11 protein-coding genes are annotated in these 21,164 nt (G+C 41.0%); 4 read left to right on the forward strand and 7 right to left on the reverse strand.

Features of this window, described 5'->3' with window-relative positions:
- Positions 1-108: 108 nt before the first annotated feature.
- From IGI63_RS09125 to pplA, 7 genes are all read right to left on the reverse strand, one after another.
- On the reverse strand, positions 109-4,800 hold the full coding sequence (locus IGI63_RS09125) for a WxL domain-containing protein (RefSeq protein ID WP_429975715.1): 4,692 nt from the start codon (positions 4,798-4,800) through the stop codon (positions 109-111).
- Positions 4,801-5,148: 348 nt separating this feature from the next.
- Positions 5,149-8,145 (reverse strand): WxL domain-containing protein, encoded by a 2,997-nt coding sequence (locus tag IGI63_RS09130; protein ID WP_429975716.1) that lies wholly within the window; start codon positions 8,143-8,145, stop codon positions 5,149-5,151.
- Between the two features lie 349 nt (positions 8,146-8,494).
- Complete coding sequence (locus tag IGI63_RS09135) at positions 8,495-12,406, reverse strand: WxL domain-containing protein (RefSeq protein WP_429975717.1); 3,912 nt, start codon at positions 12,404-12,406, stop codon at positions 8,495-8,497.
- On the reverse strand, positions 12,393-12,755 hold the full coding sequence (locus IGI63_RS09140) for an LPXTG cell wall anchor domain-containing protein (protein ID WP_002370158.1): 363 nt from the start codon (positions 12,753-12,755) through the stop codon (positions 12,393-12,395). The genes IGI63_RS09135 and IGI63_RS09140 overlap by 14 nt, the downstream gene beginning before the upstream one ends.
- A 384-nt stretch (positions 12,756-13,139) precedes the next feature.
- A complete protein-coding gene (gene menA / locus IGI63_RS09145) occupies positions 13,140-14,087 on the reverse strand; it encodes a 1,4-dihydroxy-2-naphthoate polyprenyltransferase (RefSeq protein WP_429975718.1) in 948 nt (315 codons plus the stop codon).
- A 13-nt stretch (positions 14,088-14,100) separates the two neighbouring features.
- Positions 14,101-15,168, reverse strand: a complete 1,068-nt coding sequence (locus IGI63_RS09150) for an FAD:protein FMN transferase (protein WP_002354751.1) — start codon at positions 15,166-15,168, stop codon at positions 14,101-14,103.
- A gap of 254 nt (positions 15,169-15,422) precedes the next feature.
- Entirely contained in the window at positions 15,423-16,352 is a 930-nt protein-coding gene (pplA, locus tag IGI63_RS09155) for an extracellular electron transfer flavoprotein PplA (RefSeq protein WP_002368513.1), read from the reverse strand.
- A 277-nt stretch (positions 16,353-16,629) separates the two neighbouring features.
- On the opposite strand from pplA, the gene IGI63_RS09160 reads away from it, so the two are divergent.
- The 4 genes from IGI63_RS09160 to IGI63_RS09175 all read left to right on the forward strand — a co-directional run bounded on the left by IGI63_RS09160 (position 16,630) and on the right by IGI63_RS09175 (position 20,809).
- Positions 16,630-18,576, forward strand: coding sequence for an NAD(P)/FAD-dependent oxidoreductase (locus tag IGI63_RS09160; RefSeq protein ID WP_002354747.1), 1,947 nt, complete (start codon positions 16,630-16,632; stop codon positions 18,574-18,576).
- A gap of 217 nt (positions 18,577-18,793) precedes the next feature.
- On the forward strand, positions 18,794-19,216 hold the full coding sequence (locus tag IGI63_RS09165; protein ID WP_002358956.1) for a NusG domain II-containing protein: 423 nt from the start codon (positions 18,794-18,796) through the stop codon (positions 19,214-19,216).
- Positions 19,217-19,227: 11 nt separating this feature from the next.
- Complete coding sequence (locus IGI63_RS09170; RefSeq protein WP_002354743.1) at positions 19,228-19,785, forward strand: Gx transporter family protein; 558 nt, start codon at positions 19,228-19,230, stop codon at positions 19,783-19,785.
- Between the two features lie 37 nt (positions 19,786-19,822).
- Positions 19,823-20,809 (forward strand): polyprenyl synthetase family protein, encoded by a 987-nt coding sequence (locus tag IGI63_RS09175; RefSeq protein WP_002358954.1) that lies wholly within the window; start codon positions 19,823-19,825, stop codon positions 20,807-20,809.
- Positions 20,810-21,164: the final 355 nt, after the last annotated feature.

The following is a 21,164-nucleotide window of genomic DNA, read 5'->3' on the forward strand; positions in this document are numbered from 1 at the left end:
TGGCGCATACCTCTCTTTTCATTACCATTATAGCACAACGACCCTCAAAAGACCATCAATAAAAATGCACGAGCCTTAGAAAAATAAGAGGCTCGGGCATTTTTATTTTTATGGGCCAGTCACTAAATTCCAAGTGACGGCGGCTTGGTATTGTTGGCCAGACATGCCTTGATTGGCGGGCACTTCTAGTTTGATGTTAGCAAACGTGAAGTCCAACTGATAGACGTCACTACCTGTGAACTGTTGGTTCGCGACCACCGCTGTTGCGGTATTGTCGGCGGTTAAATTCACGGTGCCAGTCTTGCCAAGCGGCGTCTTGGTTTCTGTTGGTTGGTTGTAATCGGTAAAGCCGGCAGCAGCGGCCGTTCCTAGCAACAAGCGGGTCGTTGTCGGCAGGCTGTCTGTGGCTGATTTTGGTTGCGACAGTTGCGCCGTTAAGCTCCAGTTGTCTTGGCTAGTATTCAGGCGTAAATAGGGATTGCGTGTGCCGTTGTCGTAGTAATCAGCGGCTTTTTTCAAACCATATTGTTGCTTACTTCCTGAAATCGCTAATTTGCCAAAATCAAATGTTGGCGTACTAATGAAGCCGTCGCCGTCGGGATTAGTTATTTCTTGGTCTAGGTCTTTAATACGGACCGTATCTTTGGCGATTAAGCTGCCAAAGTTGCCCGTTACTTCAACTTCAGCGGTTAAAACTTGACCAGGATTTCCTGTAACGGCGGTTCCTAATAAGTTCATTTGTAACTGTCCGCCTGCTGGTAAGGGCGTATTTAATGGCAGAGAAAAACCTGCTGCCCACTGTTCTTTCGTAACTGGATAGGCCTTAGCATTCTGCCCTGTACCTAACACAAAAATAGTATTGGGCGGGCTGATGCCAGCGGCCCATGTCGCCGTTGGTTTGATTTTAATGGTCGTCAACGGGGCTTCTCCCGTATTTTTTAACAGCACTTCCCAGTGATCCATTGTCGCGCCATTTTCGACTATGTCAGCGGAACCTTTTACCGTTAATTCTGCTGTAGGAACCGCTTCTTGATATACAGCGGTCATGTCGTCATTATCATCAAATGTTGGAGTAAAGCTTGGTGTTGTTGTTGTTTTTAAAGGTGTTGTTGTTTCTTTCCCCTTGTACCAGCCTTTGAATACATAGGTTTTTTCTCCGACTTGGTAGGTTTTCGGCAACGCTTTTGCAGCGGTATATTTATACGTTTCACTGTTCATTACCAGCTGATTTCCTTGCGTAAATCCTGTCGGTGCTGTAATCTTCGTACCATTCTCATCTACAAAGTTTTCAGTGATGCGCCGATTTTCTAAATAGTAATTTACTGTCCCTGTTGCGTATATTTCTGTGTGAGCAGTCACCCCGCTCACTGTACTATTATAATCCATTTTATAAAGAGAAGAGAAGGTTGTTCGAGTGGTTTCCCCTTGCCACCCTACTTCAGGAAACCGGTAATCCGTTTGAGACCCCGCAATTGGTGTCACTTGTAAACGATTTTCAGTAAATTCTGCACTATTTTTCGTATTATGATACGCAATTATTCCCGTAACCCCAGAATAATTCGGACCATTATATTTACTCGATGGGGTTATAGTCGGCGTTTTATAATACTTAGGAATTGTCACGATGCTATTACGTGTTCCATAAAGCTCTTCATCCGACGTAAAACTTCCCACAATATTGACAGCTGGAAGCTTTAACTGTAGAAAATCACCAGTTGGTAACGCGGTAATAGTTTGCAACTTGCTTTGTAAACCACCCACTACCTGAGACATATCTGTGCGGATATTGAAATTACTTGGTGCTACATAGTCACCCGTCTCATTGATAAAACCAAAATTAATCGTTTTGTCTTCCGCCTTAAATTCATCATATACTATAGTGATATCATCTTGGTCATCATAAGTCACTGGATAACTAATATTTCGATTTGTTCTGGTGATTTCATTTAGTTTGTCTGGTTTTTCTTTGCCTTTATACCAGCCTTTTAAGACATAAGGCCGATTATTGACTTTGTACATAAAAGGCAACGTACCTGCCTGAGTAAATGTAAAATTATCCTTATCAATGATTGTTTGTTTCCCTTGTGTGAACCCAGTTGGCGGCGTAATTTTCGTTCCAGATGCATCTACAAAATTTTCAGTTACACGGCGATTAACAAGATAGTAATATAACGTGCTTTCAGGAAACATTTCCACGCCAGCTAACGAATTATCATTTCTTATAAGTGTTGTTTTATATAAACTTGAGAAAAAGTTTTCAGGATTATCATCCCAGTATATTTCACGGAGTTTATAACGTTGGTTCTGACTCTTCGTTACTGTGAAATATACAGGATTTGCGCCTTCTGTATAAGGATTGCCAGCAAAAGTCCTTTCTACTCGTCCTGCTAACGGATACTCTTGTCCTTGATACCCAGAAGGTTTTTGAAACGAAAGGTTCTTATAGTATTTAGGAATCTCAATAAACGAGTTCCTTGTACCATAAAAGTTCGAGCTATTCGTCAACGTGTACTGTTTTTGTGGAATTGTCATGGCTTTTAAGTTTCCTGTTTGATCCGTTGCCGAAATATTATCTAAAACCGTGCTAACGCCATCGATAATCTGAACTACCTCTGTGGTGACTTTAAAGTCAGCAGGATTGAGTAATTGCCCACTTTCTCCAACAAACCCAAATTGCACGGTATTGCCGCCATGTTTAATTTCTTCATATATAATTGTTAAATCATCATTATCATCATAGGAGGCATCATATTCCGGCACTCGTGTGGTTTTTAAATTTTGAGGTTGCGTTTTCCCTTTATACCAGCCTTTAAAACGATAGGCTTTGTCATTCGCGTAGTAACTATAAGGTAATTCTTGTGCCAATTTAAAATGGTAGGTGTCGCTGTCAATGACTGTTTGCTTTCCCTGAGTAAATCCTGTCGGTGCTGTAATCTTCGTACCATTCTCATCTACAAAATTTTCAGTGATGCGCCGATTTTCTAAGAAATAATACATCGTATCATCGGTTGTATAGTAATTTGGCACACTTACTTCTGTATTTGTACTAGTCAAAATAGAATCAAATCTCGTTTTGGTCGTATCCTCTATCCAAGAAGTGTAGTACAGTCGATACTGATTGGCTGTCGTTGTAGGATATAAACTATAATATTTGCCATCTGTCTCCACCCGTATGTCAGCTATCGTACTGTCCACAAAACGCATTCTTTTTGTTGCAACAGGATAAGCCGTACTGGAGCCTGTATAATGAGGCCCAGGTGTTACTGTTGGTGGTTTGTATTGTTTAGGGATTGTTAAGCGAAAATTAGTACTACCATAAAAGGCAGGATTTATCGTTTTCGTGTAGGTTAATTGTTGACTAGGAATGGTTAATTTTTTCAGATTCCCACTATTAACACCTGTTGCTGTTCCTACTTGTTTCGCTATTCCGTTCATGATCGATGTTAAATTAGTCTGCATCCCGAAATTCGCTGGCGCTATTAATGCGCCTTTTTCATCTACAAACCCAAAGCTATAAGTGATTTCCGGGATTGTCGTTGTCTTTTCTTCTAATTCCTCATAAAAAACATACACATTGTCTTTACCATCGTAAGTAACATCAAATTCTGGTGTCAATGTGGTTTCCAACTTAACGGCTTTAGGATCTGGTCGAGCGGATCCTTTATACCACCCTTTAAACTGGAAGTGACGATTCCCAGAAGAATAGGTTTTTGGAAATGCTTTTGGGGCTTTATAGTGAAAATTGTCTGACTCAACCACCGTTTTCGAAAGGGCTGCGTTATAGCCTGTCGGATAGGTTGGCAAAACTGTCGATGTCATGTCATTATAATAAATACTAACTCGTCTATTGGGTACATAATAATAAATCGTATCATCGGTTATTAAATAATTATTTTCACCTGCAGTCGTGGCCATACTGTAAGCAGCAGAAAATTGGACTTTTTGAGGATCAGGGACCCAAGAATATGTTCGCAAACTAAATTGCTTAGGCGTTGCCGTAGTAAACATATTAAAACGTTCCCCTGTTGTGTATGTACTATAATCCTTGCCAGTAGCTATAGTTACTTGACGGGAAACAGCCAAAGGAAAGGTTGTCGTGTCTGGTCCTTTATAAAAATTATTAGGCGTTGTCTTTGGGGTAGAATATTGCCCTGGCAACGTAATTTTGTGATTGGTTAGTCCCGAAAAACCGTAGTCCTCTGTGGCGTCATCATCAGGAAGTGTAACTTTCGGCACCGTCAACATCTTAAAATTCCCTAGATTACTAGTTGTAATGGTTCCCACCTTTGTCTGAGTACCTGATTTTCTTTCTACTTTCGTGACATCGGCTGTGAACGTCACTTTAGCAGGATCAATAAACAACCCATTTTCATCAATAAAGGCCATTTTATAGGTTTTCTCAGGAATATCAGCCGTTTTAACTGCACGATTTTCTCGCTTTGTCGGCTCCTCCTGAGTCGCTTCAACAGCCGCTGTCGTTGTATCGGCTGTTGCTTCAGTCTGGTCCTCTGCCGATGGTAGTTGCGGCTCTTCTATCATCTTTTGAGGTAATTCTGATGTCTCTGGTTCTGTGGTTGGTTCTGATGACGCAACTGTGTTGGCTGTTTCATTTTCTTGACTAGCGTTTAACGATGAGTCGCTTGTAGCGGTATCCTCACTTGCCGTTGTTTCTCCCGTTTCAGTGGTTGTTTCATTTTCAACAACCATTGTTTCGGCGAGTACTGAGATGCCATTGAGTGAACTTATCAATAAGGAACAACACAAGGCGGTTGTAAGTAACTTTTGCCATTTTTGATTCATGCTATTCTCCTTTTTATGTATTGGTTTTATTGTTAATTGTTATATGTAAACCTTTTAATTTTCTCCATTATTCTATCAAAAAAAGGCGGTCTTGAAATTTTAAATTTTGCTACAGCTAAGTGACTTTTCCAATGATTCCTATTATACCAAGGCGGAAGAGCACTTTTTCACCGAAAAAGTGCTTGATAATCAAGGGAATCTGCCATTTTGCTACTGATTCTCAGCCAAATTCCTTAATTTTCATAAACAAAAGCTCAAAATATTAGTATCAAACACTAACATTTTGAGCTTTTCTCATGATATTTTTACTATTTATAAAAGGAGTCCGCCACATAATCCCGAAGGTTGTTAGGGACCTGTCACCAAATTCCACGTGACGGCGGCTTGGTATTGTTGGCCAACCATGCCTTGATTGGCGGGCACTTCTAGTTTGATGTTAGCAAACGTGAAGTCCAACTGATAGACGTCACTACCTGTGAACTGTTGGTTCGCGACCACCGCTGTTGCGGTATTGTCGGCGGTTAAATTCACGGTGCCAGTCTTGCCAAGTGGTGTCTTGGTTTCTGTTGGTTGGTTGTAATCGGTAAAGCTGGCAGCAGCGGCCGTTCCTAGCAACAAGCGGGTCGTTGTCGGCAGGCTGTCTGTCGCTGATTTCGGTTGCGACATCTGCGCTGTTAGGCTCCAATTCGGTTGGGTTTTCTTGATCCGCAGATAGGGATTGCGCGTACCGTTACCATAATAATCAGCGGCTTTTTTCAAGCTGTGCTGTTGCGTGCTTCCCGCTACCCCAACTTGACCAAAATTGAAGGTTGGAACACTGATGAAGCCTTCACCAGTTGGTTCCTTTGTTTCTTGATCTAAATCTTTAATCCGAACCGTATCTGAGGCAGTCAGTTTGCTGAAGTTCCCTGTGACTTCCACAGCGGCTTTTAGCACTTGGTCTGGTTGTCCAGTAACTTTTGTTCCTAGGAGATTAATCGTTAGTTGGCCGCCCACAGGAAGACTACTGTCTAAAGGAATCTCAAAACCTGCTTCCCACTGTTCTTTCGTAATTGGTCGAACTTTCGTATTTTGACCAGTACCTAAAATAAACAGTTCCGTGGGCGTACTAATTCCAGCCGCCCAGTCAGTGGTTGGTTTAATCTTAACTGAAGTTAAAGGTGCTTCTCCAGTATTTTTTAAGAGCACTTCCCAATATTCCATGGCTGCGCCATTGTCAATGACATCGACTACACCACGCATCGTTAAATTAGCGCTGATGGTTGCTTCTTTGTAGACTGCCATCATATCGTCATTGCCATCAAAAGTTGTGTTATATGTTGGCGTAGTGCTGGTTGTTAAAGTATTGGGCTTGGTTTTACCTTTGTACCAGCCTTGGAAAATATAAGTTTTACCACCTACTGAATAACTAGCTGGTAAGGCTTTTGCGCTCGTATACTTGAAAGTGTTGCTCGTCATGGGAATCTGGTTCCCTTGCGTGAAGCCTGTTGGCGGCGTAATTTTAGTGCCGTTGGTGTTCACGAAGTTTTCGGTGACTTGTTTACGGGTGACTGTGTAGACTAATTTGGATGCATTTACTGGATTTCCACTAAAAAGATTCATGGTAATTAGAAAATTACCTCCGTAACTCGCATAACCTATCAATGTATTGAATACTCTACTACTTTCCTTGGAAAAATATACTCCATCTGTATCAAAGCCTAATAAGGCGAGAGTTGCAGCACTCATGTTATATTCTGCTGGCACTTGATTAGGATCTATAATTGTGGCGCTATCACTGGTATAGTTATAGCCATACATTTTCATAACACTTTTCACTGTATCTAATTCAATACTATTGACATATTTTAATTGTTGATTGATCGCTAGTTTATCTAAAGAAAAATTAAGTCTGTTCGTATTATTAATTGGTTGGTCGTTCCCATAAACTCGCAATAGCTCTGGTGATAATGGCATCGTACCATTGTTAAGACTTAGTGTGTATTGCCCGCTACCCTTGCTTTTTGATGTTAAATCGTACAAATCTGTATAAAGGCTATCACTCGTTCTTTGCACACGATATTTGCCACTAAAGGTTAACGTTGGCGTGAAGCCAACCCCTTTTTCGTCTACAAAGTTTACATCTAATGATGGATATAACGTTGTGACTGCCTCTTCCTCATACACCACCGTCAAATCGTCATTCCCATCATAGGTCACCGCATAGCTTGGCGCTTTGGTGGTGGTCAAGGTATTTGGCTTGGTTTTGCCTTTGTACCAGCCTTTGAATTTGTAGGTTTTGCCGTCTGCTTGATAGGTGTCTGGCAAAGTACCACTTTGTTTGAAGGTGAAGTCATTGCTGGTCATTGGTGTTTTCTTGTTTTGGGTAAAACCTGTTGGCGGTGTAATGGCTACGCCGTTAGCATCTACGAACTTTTCGGTGACTTGTTTCCGAGTGACTACGTAATTAAGTGTTTCTCGGTACGTGGTAGTGCCATCAAAACCATATAGTATTGGTCCACGTTCTATAGAACCTGTGCGCAGCATCGTTAATACGTCAGCCGTTGATGGAGCCAAAGCTAATGAATTTAGAGAAAAGATATTTGCACTATTTTTAGAAAATGTTCTATCCCTCTGAGTCAAACTACTTGTAATATAATTACCAAATTGAGCTGCTTCAGATGTTTGTTGCTCACTGTATCTGGTCCTGTTTATACTACCAGGCGGGGCAACAATACTGTCGACATACTTTAACGTGTTATCAATCTTTAATTGTTCAATTGCGTACGTATTATGAAGGTAACCTGCTGGTAAATTTGTAAGAAAATCGTACGGCATAGGAACCGCTGCATTGACAGATACTCGATATTGACCACTACCTGCATTAGAAGAAACAATTGGATATCTATCCGCATCTGGACGCCACTGACTAGTTGCCGTTTGATATGATAATTTATAATACGTCCCTGATAACGTTAAGTTTTCATCAGCAAAAGCTTTTCCTGTTTCATCAGTAAAGCCAAAGATCATTCTCGGATAAATCACTTGATTATTCGGTACCCAACGTGGTGAAATGCTCGTTTGTCGGTCATTTTCATTACTACTTTCTGGTACCGATTCTGTTGTTTCAGTTTTCACCTCTGGTATTTCTGCTTGTTTTGCTGTTTCCTGTGTTACTTCTTCCTGACTCGTTTCAGTCGTTTCTTGACTGCTTTCCGTACTTTCTTGCGTTGTGCTACTTGCTACTGTCGGACTACTTTCACTCGTGACTGTTTCCGCAACTACGGTCACGCCAGAAAAGGCGTTAATCACTAAAGAACTACACAAGCCAATGGTTGCTAATCGTTGCCAGTTAATTCGCTTCATGTCGTCCCTTCTTTCTATGTACCATTTTGATTCATGCTATTCTCTTTCTTTATGTATTTATTTATTGTTCATTGGTCTATGTACACCTTTTAATTTTCTCCATTATTTTATCAAAAAAAGGCGGGCTTGAAATTTCAAATTTTGCTACAGACAAGTGACTTTTCCGACGATTCCTATTATACCAAGGCGGAAGAGTCCTTTTTCACTAGAAAAATGCGCGAAAAATCAAGAATTTCTGCCATTTTGCTACTGATTCTCAACTAAATTCCTTAATCTTTATAAGCAAAAGCTCAAAATGTTAGTGTTTGATACTAACATTTTGAGCTTTCCTCATGATAACTTAACTATTTTAAGGACCTGTCACTAAGTTCCACGTAACTGCGGCTTGGTATTGTTGCCCTTTGACTCCTTGGTTGGCTGGTACTTCAAGTTTGACATTGTTGAAGGTGAAGTCCAACTGATAAATATTACTCCCAGTGAATTGTTGATTGGCAATAATCCTAGTGGCCGTGTTGTTGGCATTCAAGCTAATGGCACTCGTAGTACCGACCGCATTTTTCAATTCGGTAGGTTGGTTGTAATTTGAGAAACTCGAAACAGGCGCCGCCCCTAATAATAAGCGGGTCGCTGTTGGCAAGCTGTCTGTGGCTGATTTTGGTTGCGACAGTTGCGCCGTTAAGCTCCAATTCGGTTGGGTTTTCTTGATCCGCAGATAGGGATTGCGTGTGCCGTTACCATAATAATCAGCGGCTTTTTTCAAGCTGTGCTGTTGCGTGCTTCCCGCTACCCCAACTTGACCAAAATTGAAGGTTGGAACACTAATGAAGCCTTCAGCCGTTGGTGTCACAATTGCTTGATCATTGTCTTTCACACGTACGGTGGCCGAAGCAGAAACACCACTGTAATTCCCATTGGTGGTAATCCCAGCGCGCAAGACTTGCCCCGCTGTTCCCGTCGCTTTCGTAGTGAACTGAACCGTGGCAGATTTTCCTACGGGAATGTCAGTGCCTAAGCTAACACCATTGGTCCACGTAGTCGCTGTGACGGGAACTGTTTTCGCGGTTCCGCCAGCTGGCGTGACAATCATGGCGGTTGGTGCTGCTAAGCCAGTTGTCCAAGCGGTTGATTTCTTGATGGTCGCCGTGGTTAGTGGCGCTTGGCTTGTATTGGTAATTGTGGCACGCCAGGTGACATTGCCGCCGCTAGTCACGGTTTCAGCGGTAGTGCGCGTTAAAGCGACACTTGCTTTCGGTACTTCTTCCTTATACATCGCCGTCATGTCGTCATTGCCATCAAAAGTTGTATTGTATGTTGGCGTAGTGCTGGTTGTTAAAGTATTAGGCTTGGTTTTACCTTTGTACCAGCCTTGGAAAGTATAGGTCTTGCCACCTGCGGTATAAGTTGCTGGCAAGGCTTTTGCGGCTGTGTACTTGAAAGTGTTGCTAGTCATGGGAATTTGATTCCCTTGCGTGAAACCTGTTGGCGGCGTGATTTTAGTGCCGTTGGTGTCCACGAAGTTTTCGGTGACTTGTTTACGGGTGACTGTGTAGTTCATTGTATGTTTGTAGTCTGGAGTACCATCAAACCCGAATAATCTTGGTCTTCTGCTAATTTCTCCCAACAATAACATCCTAGGAACTATTTGTGAAAATGTTCCGTCTCCCCACTTTGTGTTCATCGAAAAGGTACTATTCGCCTGTTTAACAAATGTTTTATCAATAGCGTTTAATTCTGTCTGAGAAGTATTATTCAGATTGACTCCAATGTCTGCAATTCCAGCATAGTCATACATTGTAGTGCGCGTGTCAGTAGCTTCTATCTTATCAACATACTTCATTTGATTGGTAATATCTAAGTTATTTAATGCGTACCCTCTATTACCAATGTCAGCGGGCATGGGTGTCCAAAAATTATTTGGCACTGCAACACTACTCGTTGTTTCAATCTTATACTTATTTGTCACTGTTGCATCGCGCTTACCTATCATTGGATAAAAGGCGCCTGCTGTTTCAAAAACAGTGGTGCCTGTTTTTCTGAGATACTCAGTATAATTTCCAGAAAAAGTTAGCGGATTAGTAAAAGCTTTGCCTTGTTCATCAACAAATTGCGCATAGAATCCTGGATAAACAGCTGTTTCTGTTACTTCTTCGTACACAACGTTCAAATCGTCATCATCGTTATAGGTCACCGCATAGCTTGGTGCTTTGGTGGTGGTTAAGGTGTTTGGCTTGATTTTGCCTTTGTACCAACCTTTGAACTTATAGGTTTTGCCACCTGTTGTGTAGGTGTCAGGTAGGGTACCAGCTTGTTTGAAGGCGAAAGCATTGCTGGTCATTGGTGTTTTCTTATTTTGAGTAAACCCTGTTGGCGGTGTAATAGCTACGCCACTAGTATTTACGAACTTTTCGGTGACTTGTTTCCGTGTGACTTTATAGTTCATTGTTTGTTTATACGTAGAAGTCCCATCAAAGCCAATTAATACCATTTGCTTTTCTGGAGGATTATCAGAGACCGCCACTCTTAATAGTCGAGGGTAGGTTGTATTGGAACTACCTGCACCAAAAGTTGTTTTCATAGTAAATTTATTATCTGTTCCTTTTTTAAAACCTTTATCTACGGCATTTAAAAAAGTAGGCTCCCCATTATTGAAAACAGGATTGACTCCCACATAACCAATAGGATACCTTGCTACAGGAATTTCTGTAGTTGTTGCTTCAATCTTATCGACATAATTCAACGTATTCGTGATGCTTATATTATCAATTGTATAGCCACGAAGATTATAAATATCACTGACTTGTGTATAAAAATTTGCAGGCATGGTAACTCGTGACTGTGTCCCAATTTTATACCTGTTGTTTTTTGAAGTATCTTTGGTCCCAACAATTGGTGTACGTGTTCCCGTTGGATCTATCGTGTTATCCACTTTTCTTAAAAATTGAGTATAGTTACCAGAAAACGTTAATGGTTCATTGAATGCTTGACCATTTTCATCGACAAATTCTGCATAGAAACCTGGGTAAATCCACGTATCTTGTGGAACCATTTCCTCATACACCACATTCAAATCATCATTGTCATCATACGTCACCCCATAGCTTGGTGCTTTGGTGGTGGTCAAGGTGTTTGGCTTGGTTTTGCCTTTGTACCAACCTTTGAACTGATAGGTTTTGCCGTTGCTTGCTTTGTAAATCTCTGGCAAGGTGCCACTTTGTTTAAAGGTGTAGGGGTCACTGTTAATTACTGTTTGTTTGCCTTGGGTGAAACCACTTGGCGGTGTGATTTTGATTCCATTGACATCAACAAAATTTTCAGTAACTTTACGTTTTGTTGTATACATATAAATAATATTATAGTTATTTGTTAAAGCATCGGGTCCGATATTATATTTAGTATATGTTTTATTTGCTATCGAGCCAACGCGATAAACGGCATTAAAACTGAATGAAGCTGTTGCTAGACCTACTTCATCAAGACCATGCTTGACTTGATAAACATTCGGCTGAGCAATGACATGCATTGATTGCCCAAGTGCACTATCTGATGACATTTTCCACCAGCCAACTTGGGTCTGCCCGTTATTATCATACCTCCTCATATAAGATGTTGGATATATTGAATAAGAGGGCTTGACAAAGCTCAGCCCTTTATACCACTTGGGCAGTGTAATAGTAACATTCCTTAAGCCGTATGCAAAGTTCACAGTATTTGAATAGTTAACCCCTGGAATCGTTATTCTATTAAAAAAAACGTTTTTCCCTGCATATGCTGTACTATATCGAACAGATTGAACACTACCAACAAGTCCATTGACGCCACCTGTTCGTACCCACTGACTATCGCCCGTAATAGGTGTGGTCAAAGCAACGCCATTATTCTCTTCATCTACGATTGCAAAATCCATTACTTGACTAGGAATTGCAACAGTTGCTTTAGGGGAAACTGTTGGTGAATTCTGTAGTGAATTGTTTAATGGGTCTATCATATCTATTTTAGAGTCACTCGTTTTCGTGATTTCTTCTTGTTTCTCTGTTTCCTGTGTTACTTCTTCCCGACTCGTTTCAGTCGTTTCTTGACTGCTTTCCGTACTTGCTTGCGTTGCGCTACTTGCTGATGTTGCTTCCTTAGCGCTACTTGCTACTGTCGGACTACTTTCAATCGTGATGTTTTCCGCAACTGCGGTCACGCCAGAAAAAGCATTAATCACTAAAGAACTACACAAGCCAATGGTTGCTAATCGTTGCCACTTAGTTTGCTTCATGTCGTCCCTTCTTTCTATGTACCATTCCCGCCAAGCCGATTAAGGCTAAGCCGAGAATGCTAAGATTTGCCTGACTCTTGCTCCCTGTACGAGGGAGCTGCGAGCCAGTTGTGGTGGTCTGTGTCGAACCACCACTTCGTTGATCTCCTTGCGGAGGACCAGCTGGTTCCTTGGGATCAGCAGCTGGCGCATCTGTTTTCGGTGGGGCATCTTTAGGAGCGGGTGTTCTCGGATTTTGGTAAAATTCAATCCCCACCGAACTAGAACCACCATCAGACGCTTCAACATTTATAAAAAAACTAGGAGAAGATAGTAGACACACAATCATTAAATAACGCTTTTTTTTCATTTAAAAACCTCCTTTAGATTCACTTGTATTCGTTGATCTTTTATACAAGGAATGTGTAACAACCTTTTTCATACCTCTATAATAACAAAGAACCCCCCCTTAGAAATTGACGTTTTTTTCGCACCTCTTGCGAAAATTTTGAAATTTCTTGTTATACCAGGGTTTACAACACCTGTTATTTAATAATCGTTACTAAAAAAAGGCGATTTTAGTCAATTTTTATCAAAAATCCCCGACAAAAGTTTAAGGTTTCTAGCCGTTTAACGAGAAAAGCTCAAAAAGTTAGTAATTGATACTAACTTTTTGAGCTTTGTGTAACACTTTTGAAGAAATCGCTTGAAAAAAACAGTATTTTTTTCGTATTTTCTCTACTTTTTTAAGAATCTAGCCAAGCAACGCACTAATTAATAGCCCTAAGGCATAGGTACCATTGAAAACCATTAAGTTTTTAATGGAATGACGGAAACTTTTCGGCTGCGGCAATTCTTGTTTAAACGTTTGAATATTTTTCCAAATGACTGGCAGAGTGGCAAACGTGATTAACACTGGCCATTGATAAATACCACTAATGAAGCCGAATAAAATCACCAGATACCCAGCTAGCGCTAACACTTGAAACAGCACAATCCCTGCTGGGCGCCCGATATAATAGACTAACGTATAACGGTGGTTCTCAATATCCGTATCTAAGTCCCGTAAATTGTTGGCGAGCATGATGTTAGCAATCGAACAAACCAAGGGCAAGGACGCCACGACAATCGCAAGCACCGCCCAGAGATTGCCGTCTAAGCGAAAGGCGCCACTGGCGAAATCAACCGTTAAGTAAAACGGCGGCTGGGTAACGACGTTCAAGTAAACGGTTAAGACGAAGATGCCTAAGCCCATCGTGAAACCACTGAAAATTTCTCCCAAGGGCATGCGGGATAACGGAATCGGTCCATACGTGTAGAAAATCCCGATGAAGCAGCAAATCCCGCCTAATACGAGGAAGAGCCAGCCGGTTTGAACCGTCAAGTAAGCACCCACAACGGCAGTGAAGGCAATCATGGCGAAAATCATGTTACGGACCAGTTGTGGTGAAACGCCTGATTGTCCGATAATATTTTCTTCATATTTATAGACGTCAGATTTGGCTTTTTTGAAGTCCATGTAATTATTAATGGCGGTGGTGGCCATATCAAAGACCACCATGCCAATGAAGAAAACCAGCGTGTTGCCCCACTGGACTTCCCCGAAATAGGTCATTGAAAACAAGACCCCGATAATAAAGGGAAAGAGACTGGCTAGCTTCGTCTGAATTTCCACTACTTTTAAAAACACATTTAAAGACATTTTTAGTCGCTCCTTATTTCAAATCGGCCCGATTCCCCATCGTATAGCCAGAGTCTTTGCCGATTTCAAAGTTGCCTTCGATATCTTTGCTGATGTAGACTTTGTCGTCTTTTGTGACGAAAATGGCATCGGTTCCTTTCAGACTTTCGACATATTCTAGTCCTTTTTTGACGCCCATTGAGAAGACGGCTGTTGAGAGACCATCACCATCGATGGATTTGTCGGTGATAATGGTGACACCCGCGATGTCGTTATCAAACGGATAGCCAGTTTCACGATCGAAGAGATGGTGATACGTTTTGCCATCGACTTTTAAGTAGCGTTCATAAATTCCTGATGTGACTAAGGTTTTGTTGCTTTCTTTGACTTGGCCTAAAACAGTGTTGCGGGCTTTATTCGGATCTTGAATCCCGACTGTCCAATCCATGTCTTTGCCACGTGGGCTGTGTCCTAAGACGTAAACATTCCCGCCTAAATCGACGATAGCGGTGGTGACGCCGTTGTCTTTGAGGACTTTCACGACTTCGTCGGTGATGAAGCCTTTGGCAATTGCGCCTAAATCCAATTGCATGCCTTTTTCTTCAAGGTAAACGGTTTGCTCTTTGTCGTTGAATTTGACTTTCGTGTAATCAACGAGTTTCAAGGCTTGATCAATTTCGGCTTGGCTTGGTTTGCGGGCATCATCGAAGCCAATGTGCCACATAGAAGTGATTGGGCCAATTGCCATGTCGAAGCCGCCGCGGGAGTCTTTGCTGTATTCATAGGCTTTTTTCAACAAAGGATACAGGTCATCTGAGACTTTGACTGGTTTTACGCCTGCTTCTTGGTTGATTTCATCAATTTCTGAACCTGGTTGGTTGACCGTGATTTTATCGCCTAGTTCTTTGACGCGGGCAAAGGCTTTCGGTAAGACGTCTTCTTTGCCATCATCGTAGATGCGAATTTGAACGTAGGTACCAAGCATTGTTTGACGGTCAGAGTATGGTTCTGTATTAATTTTCGCTTCTGGTTTTGAGGAACAAGCAGCTGCCACAAACAGCACTGCTAGAACACTCACCATGAGCAGAAGTTTCTTTTTCATAGGATTCCCTCTTCTTTCCTTCTTTAATTAAAAAATAAGTTCTCTTGCATAGTAGCCTTTTTTGGAAAAAATGAAAAGTCTTTCTCTTGGAAATTCACAAATTTCTGTGAAAAAATTTGTGAAATGATGGACAGAACTAGCGAAGAAAAAGGGGCGGGAAAGTCAGCCAACCGACTTTTTCCCAACCCCTCAATGGTGTCAAGTAATTGCTGAAAAGCGTTTCAGGAACTACTTCACGATTCATTTATTATTACTTATTTTGTTACGATGTTGTCAACAACGATTTCAGTTGTGTCGCCTTTTTCAGCAGCGTTCACTAATTGTTGTGCGTAGTTGATGAATGAATGTGTGCTGTGTGTTGCACCAGTTACCACTTCAACACCTGCAGGTGAGCCGTCTTCTTCGCCCATTGCTTTAACAAATTCTTTGTTTAATGTTTCGATATATTCTTTTGGTCCAACGCCAGCAACGTCTTTCATTTTGCTTTCGTATTCAGTGTCATCTTTTTTAGATTTGCCGTCAGCGTTCACGTTATCGTAGTTAGATTCAGTCACTTTACCATCTTTCACAGTCATTGAGAATGTTGTGTGGTAGCCGTTTGAGTCATTTTTTTCTTTCAATGAGTACGTACCATCTTTCAATGTTGCGCCATTGTCGATTTCGATTGTGTCTGTGTTACCAGCTTGTGCTGCTTGGATTAATTGTTGTGCGTAGTTTTGGAATGATTCAGATGAATGAGTCGCACCAGTTACTACTTCCACACCGCTTGCGCTTTGTGCTTTAACAAAAGAATCGTTTAATTGTTTGATGTATTCTTTTGGTCCAACACCAGATTTTGCTTTCATGCTTTCTTCATACTTAGTGTCTTCTGTTTTAGATTTGCCGTCAGCATTGATGTTGTCATATTTAGATTCAGTGATTTTGCCGTCTTTTACAGTCATTTCAAAGACTGCACGGTAACCATTTTTTTCATTTTTTTCTTCTAATTTATACGTACCATCTTTTAAATCGCCACCGGCAACTTTTTTCGCTGGTGCTGATGATTCAGTTGATTTTTTCGTTTCTGAAGATGCTGCGCTAGAAGAGTTCGTTGTGTTGTCTTTCTTGTCTGCGCCACAGCCTGCTAATACTAAACTAAATAATGCAATTGCCGCAAAACCTTTAACAAATTTATTCACTTTCATTGATAGTCACCTTTTCTTTCATGATTTTCACAAACATCAAAAGTTTGTGATACATTACACATTATAATGGTTTTAAAAACGTTGTCAAGACCATCCTCTAAAAATATTTACATTTCGGTCTTTTTTTCATCAAAAACTCATCGTTGGAGTAAATTTGTTGACAATTAAAATTTATATTAGACAAATTCGTGAAATACTTATATAATGTTAGTCGATTGTGTACTTATTAATCATTATCACTATTTTACTACTTACAATATTAAGGAGCGGATTGTCAATGACAAAGCAAAATATTGTCGTTGTAGGTGCTGGGTATGCTGGCGTTTCAGCTACTAAATTTCTAGCAAAGAAATTTAAAAAAGATACGGACGTAACAATCACATTGATTGATCGCCATTCTTACCACACTATGATGACCGAATTGCATGAAGTAGCAGGCGGACGTGTTGAACCAGAAGCAATTCAATACGACTTACAACGTTTGTTCTCACGCAAGAAAAACGTAAAATTGGTAACAGATACTGTTACTGGGATCGACAAAGAAAACAAAGTTGTGAAAACTTTAGCAGGTTCTTATCCATTTGACCAGTTAATTCTGGGTATGGGTGGCGAACCAAACGACTTTGGAACACCAGGCGTGAAAGAAAATGGTTTCACCTTATGGTCATTTGATGATGCAGTGAAAATTCGTCATCACATTGAAGCAACCGTTGCTAAAGCAGCCATCGAACCAGATGCTGAAGTACGCAAAGCAATGTTAACATTCGTTGTCTGTGGTTCTGGTTTTACTGGGATCGAAATGGTCGGCGAATTAATCGACTGGAAAGATCGTTTAGCGAAAGATGCCAAAATTGATCCAGACGAAATTACATTAATGGTTGTTGAAGCAATGCCAACCATCTTAAACATGTTATCTCGTAACGATGCTGCCAAAGCAGAACGTTATCTAGAAAAGAAAAATGTTCAATTATTATTGAACTCACCAATCGTTGAAGTTGCAGCAGATCACATTAAATTAAAAGATGGTTCTGAAGTCCCAACGCATACGTTAATCTGGACAGCTGGTGTGAAAGCAACTTCTGATGCCGCTGACTTTGGTTTAGAAGCAGCACGTGGTAGTCGTTTAGTTGCGAATGAATACATGCAAGCAAAAGGTTACGAAGACAAAAACATTTATATCATTGGTGACTTGGTTTATTACGAAGAAACACCAAATACACCAACTCCTCAAATCGTTCAAGCAGCTGAACAAACAGGTCATACTGCGGCTGCCAACATCGTTGCAGATATTAAAGGTGGCGAAAAACACGCCTTTAAAGGAAACTACCAAGGATTCATGGTTTCCATCGGCGCGAAATGGGGCGTTGCCAACTTATTCGATAAAATTCATTTGAGTGGTTTCTTAGCCATCATTATGAAACATATCGTTAACTTGAAATACTTCTTTGATATTCGTTCTGGTTACTATATGTTCCAATACATTATGCACGAAATCTTCCATATTAAAGATGATCGTTCTGTTGCTCGCGGACATACGTCTCGTTACGGCAATGTCTTGTGGAGTGTTCCGCTACGTGTCTTCTATGGTATGGTTTGGTTAGTCGAATCAATGAAGAAAATTGTCGGCAACGGCGATTACTTGAAACCAAGCACTTGGTTTGGTGACGGTTCTTGGTTCACAGATAAAGTCGTTTTCCCATTCCCTTGGTTACAAGAACAAGTAACAACAGGTGCTTCTCAAGCAACTGAAACAGCAACAACTGCTGCAAGTGGTGCGGCGGATGCGGCGGCAAGCGGTGGTGCCGATGCGGCAACACAAGCAGCGCACTTTGGTTTAAGCTACGCTTATGGCGAAACACCAATGCAAGTGTTTGATCACATGCCTAAATGGTTCGAAAGCGTAATGAAATTTATGATGCCAAACCAAGAAGTTGCTTTGTTCATGCAAAAATTCATGACAATCGTTGAAGTATGTATTGCTTTAGCATTGATTGCTGGTTTATTCACTTGGTTATCAAGTGCTGCTACAATTGGTTTAACAATTGCCTTCTGTTTATCTGGCATGTTCTATTGGGTAAATATCTGGTTTATCTTTGTCGCTTTTGCTTTGATGAACGGTTCAGGCCGTGCTGTCGGTTTAGACCGCTGGGTAATTCCATGGATTCAACGCAAACTTGGTAAAGCGTGGTATGGTACCCCGAAAGCTAGATACGGCGGTAAGTAAGCAATCGATAATCGATTGACAACTACGAGCAAAAGCTGAGACACATGTCTCCAGCTGACTATCATAGGATTTAGTATGTGGGACAGCAGTCAAGCATGACTTTTGTCCCACATATTTTCTTTTATATAATATGGTGGCTCAACTGGAAAAGAATACTTCTTTTCCGTTCATTATGTTATGATAGACAAGAAAAAAACACCAAAGGAGAGAGAAGAAAATGACGATCAAAGAATTCATTAAGAAAAGTCGCTTGAAAACATGGGACGTTATTATTATTGCTGTTTTAGTTCTTGGTTCTTTTCTGCCCCTTGTTGTTTTTGCCATGCAAAACCGTGGTCAAGAAGCAGCTACGTATCAAGCAGTCTTGAAAGTAGACAACAAAGTAATCAAAGTCTTTGACTTAAAAAAGGACGGCCCGCATTATACATATAAATACGAAGCAAAAGACGGTGATTACAACCTGATTGAAGTAGATGGTGATCGTATCCGCGTGAAGGAAGCCAACTGTGCTGACTTAGTGGATGTTCGACGAGGCTGGATTTCCAAACCTGGCGAAACCCCGATTGCCTGTCTACCCCACAATTTGTTTATCACCGTGGAAGCTTCTGATGGGAGTGAAGACGGTAGCTTAATTTATTAAGCACGACAACTATGAGCAAATTACACAAGAATATTTATATTGCTATGCTCGTTGCCCAAGGGGTCATTATTGGTTTAATCGAAAATATGATTCCTTACCCTTTCGCATTTGCTCCTGGGGCAAAGCTCGGTCTAGCAAATTTAATTACCATTATTGCGATTTTCACCATGCGTAAGCGTGATAGTTTTTTCCTGGTCTGTTTACGTTTGATTTTAACGACATTACTGGGCGGCACACTTTCGACCTTTTTCTATAGTGCCAGTGGTGCCTTATTAAGTTATTTCGGCATGTTGCTTGTCAAGCAGCTGGGGCCAAAACGGGTCAGCATTATCGGGATTAGTGCCGTTGGTGGTTTCTTACACAACGTTGGTCAGTTGCTAACGACCTCTTTCTTTGCTCATTCGTGGGCGCCGATGCTGTACTTACCATTTCTATCTCTGTTTGGGTTACTCTCGGGGATTGCCATTGGGATTGCCGCTAATTATTTACTACAACATGTCCAGACGTTACGAAAATTCCAACTGAATTATGAACAAACAACGAAACATAAGTGGAGTCAATTTTTCTAATTGAAAACCTGTCCGCCACAATTAAAGGAGTCATCTTATGAATATACATCCTATGTGGAATACCTATCCTACGTTATCAAAAGAATTAACAACTACTCTTCGCTTGATGGAACAAGCGGTTCAAATCGATAATCAAGAGATTCAAGCTGCTGTCCATGACATGATTCATTCTGGCGGCAAATTGCTACGTCCAGCCTACCAACTGTTGTTCTCTTATTTTGGTGAACAGCGGGACCCTAAAAAGGCGACAGCGTTAGCGGCTTCCATTGAATTACTGCATACCGCCACGTTAGTTCACGACGATATTGTCGATGAAGCTGATACGCGTCGTGGCTTGCCAACATTGCGTTCGCGCTTTGGAAATAGCACAGCCGTGTATACAGGCGATTATCTTTTTGTTTGCTGTTTCAAGCTCTTATCTGATTATTCTTCTTCATTAAAAAGCATTCAATTAAATTCGCGCAGTATGGAAAAAGTCCTAACTGGTGAGCTTGGTCAAATGGACAATCGCTATAATTTCGAGGTAACGATTGACCAATATTTAAAAAACATTTCCGGGAAAACTGCCGAACTGTTTGCGCTAAGTTGTTTTGTCGGTGCCTATGAAAGTGGCACCTCACAACGTTTTGCCAAACGTTGTGGTGAAATCGGCGAAAATATCGGACTGGCTTTTCAAATTATTGATGATATTTTGGACTATACACAAACTGCCGATGCTATCGGCAAACCCGTCTTAGAAGACGTACGTCAAGGCGTTTATTCTTTGCCCTTGATTTATGCACTTGAAGCCAATCGTGAAGTCTTGTTACCACTTTTAATGAAAAAAGAAGCCTTGACTGATGAAGAAACACAGGAAATTTATCGTCTTGTCCATGAACTAGGTGGCGTAGAAAAGGCCCAACAATTAGCCACTCATTACACAGAAAAAGCGCTGAAAGAAATCAGCAAACTTCCTGAAACAAAGGCCCAAGCGAAAGAACAATTGTATGAAATTACACAAACGATTTTGACAAGAGAAAATTAAAAAAGCCGCTGGATCCTATTGAGGATTTAGCGGCTAGCTTTTTAGGTGATACCTTGCTATAATAAATACGAAGAGAGCGTACTAGACATACGCTCTCGGGTAGACCGTTTAAGACGGTAGCTTTAATTGTGGATAAATAAACCCGTCAATCCTTGCTAAAGATTATGACGGGTTTATTTTTTGTCGTTTTTATTACTGATTTTGACAATTAATGTTGCGAAAGCAATCGCAAGCATCAATGCTTCAAAGACAGTCACTACTATTCCTTTCTAGGGAAAGAGCAAACAAGCAAAAACATTGGCAGTCCCCCTTTTTTTGAGAAATTGCCACCGTCATAAACTTCCTACTTGTGTAG

Source organism: Enterococcus sp. DIV0086, from assembly GCF_050498705.1.
Classification (GTDB): domain Bacteria; phylum Bacillota; class Bacilli; order Lactobacillales; family Enterococcaceae; genus Enterococcus; species Enterococcus faecalis.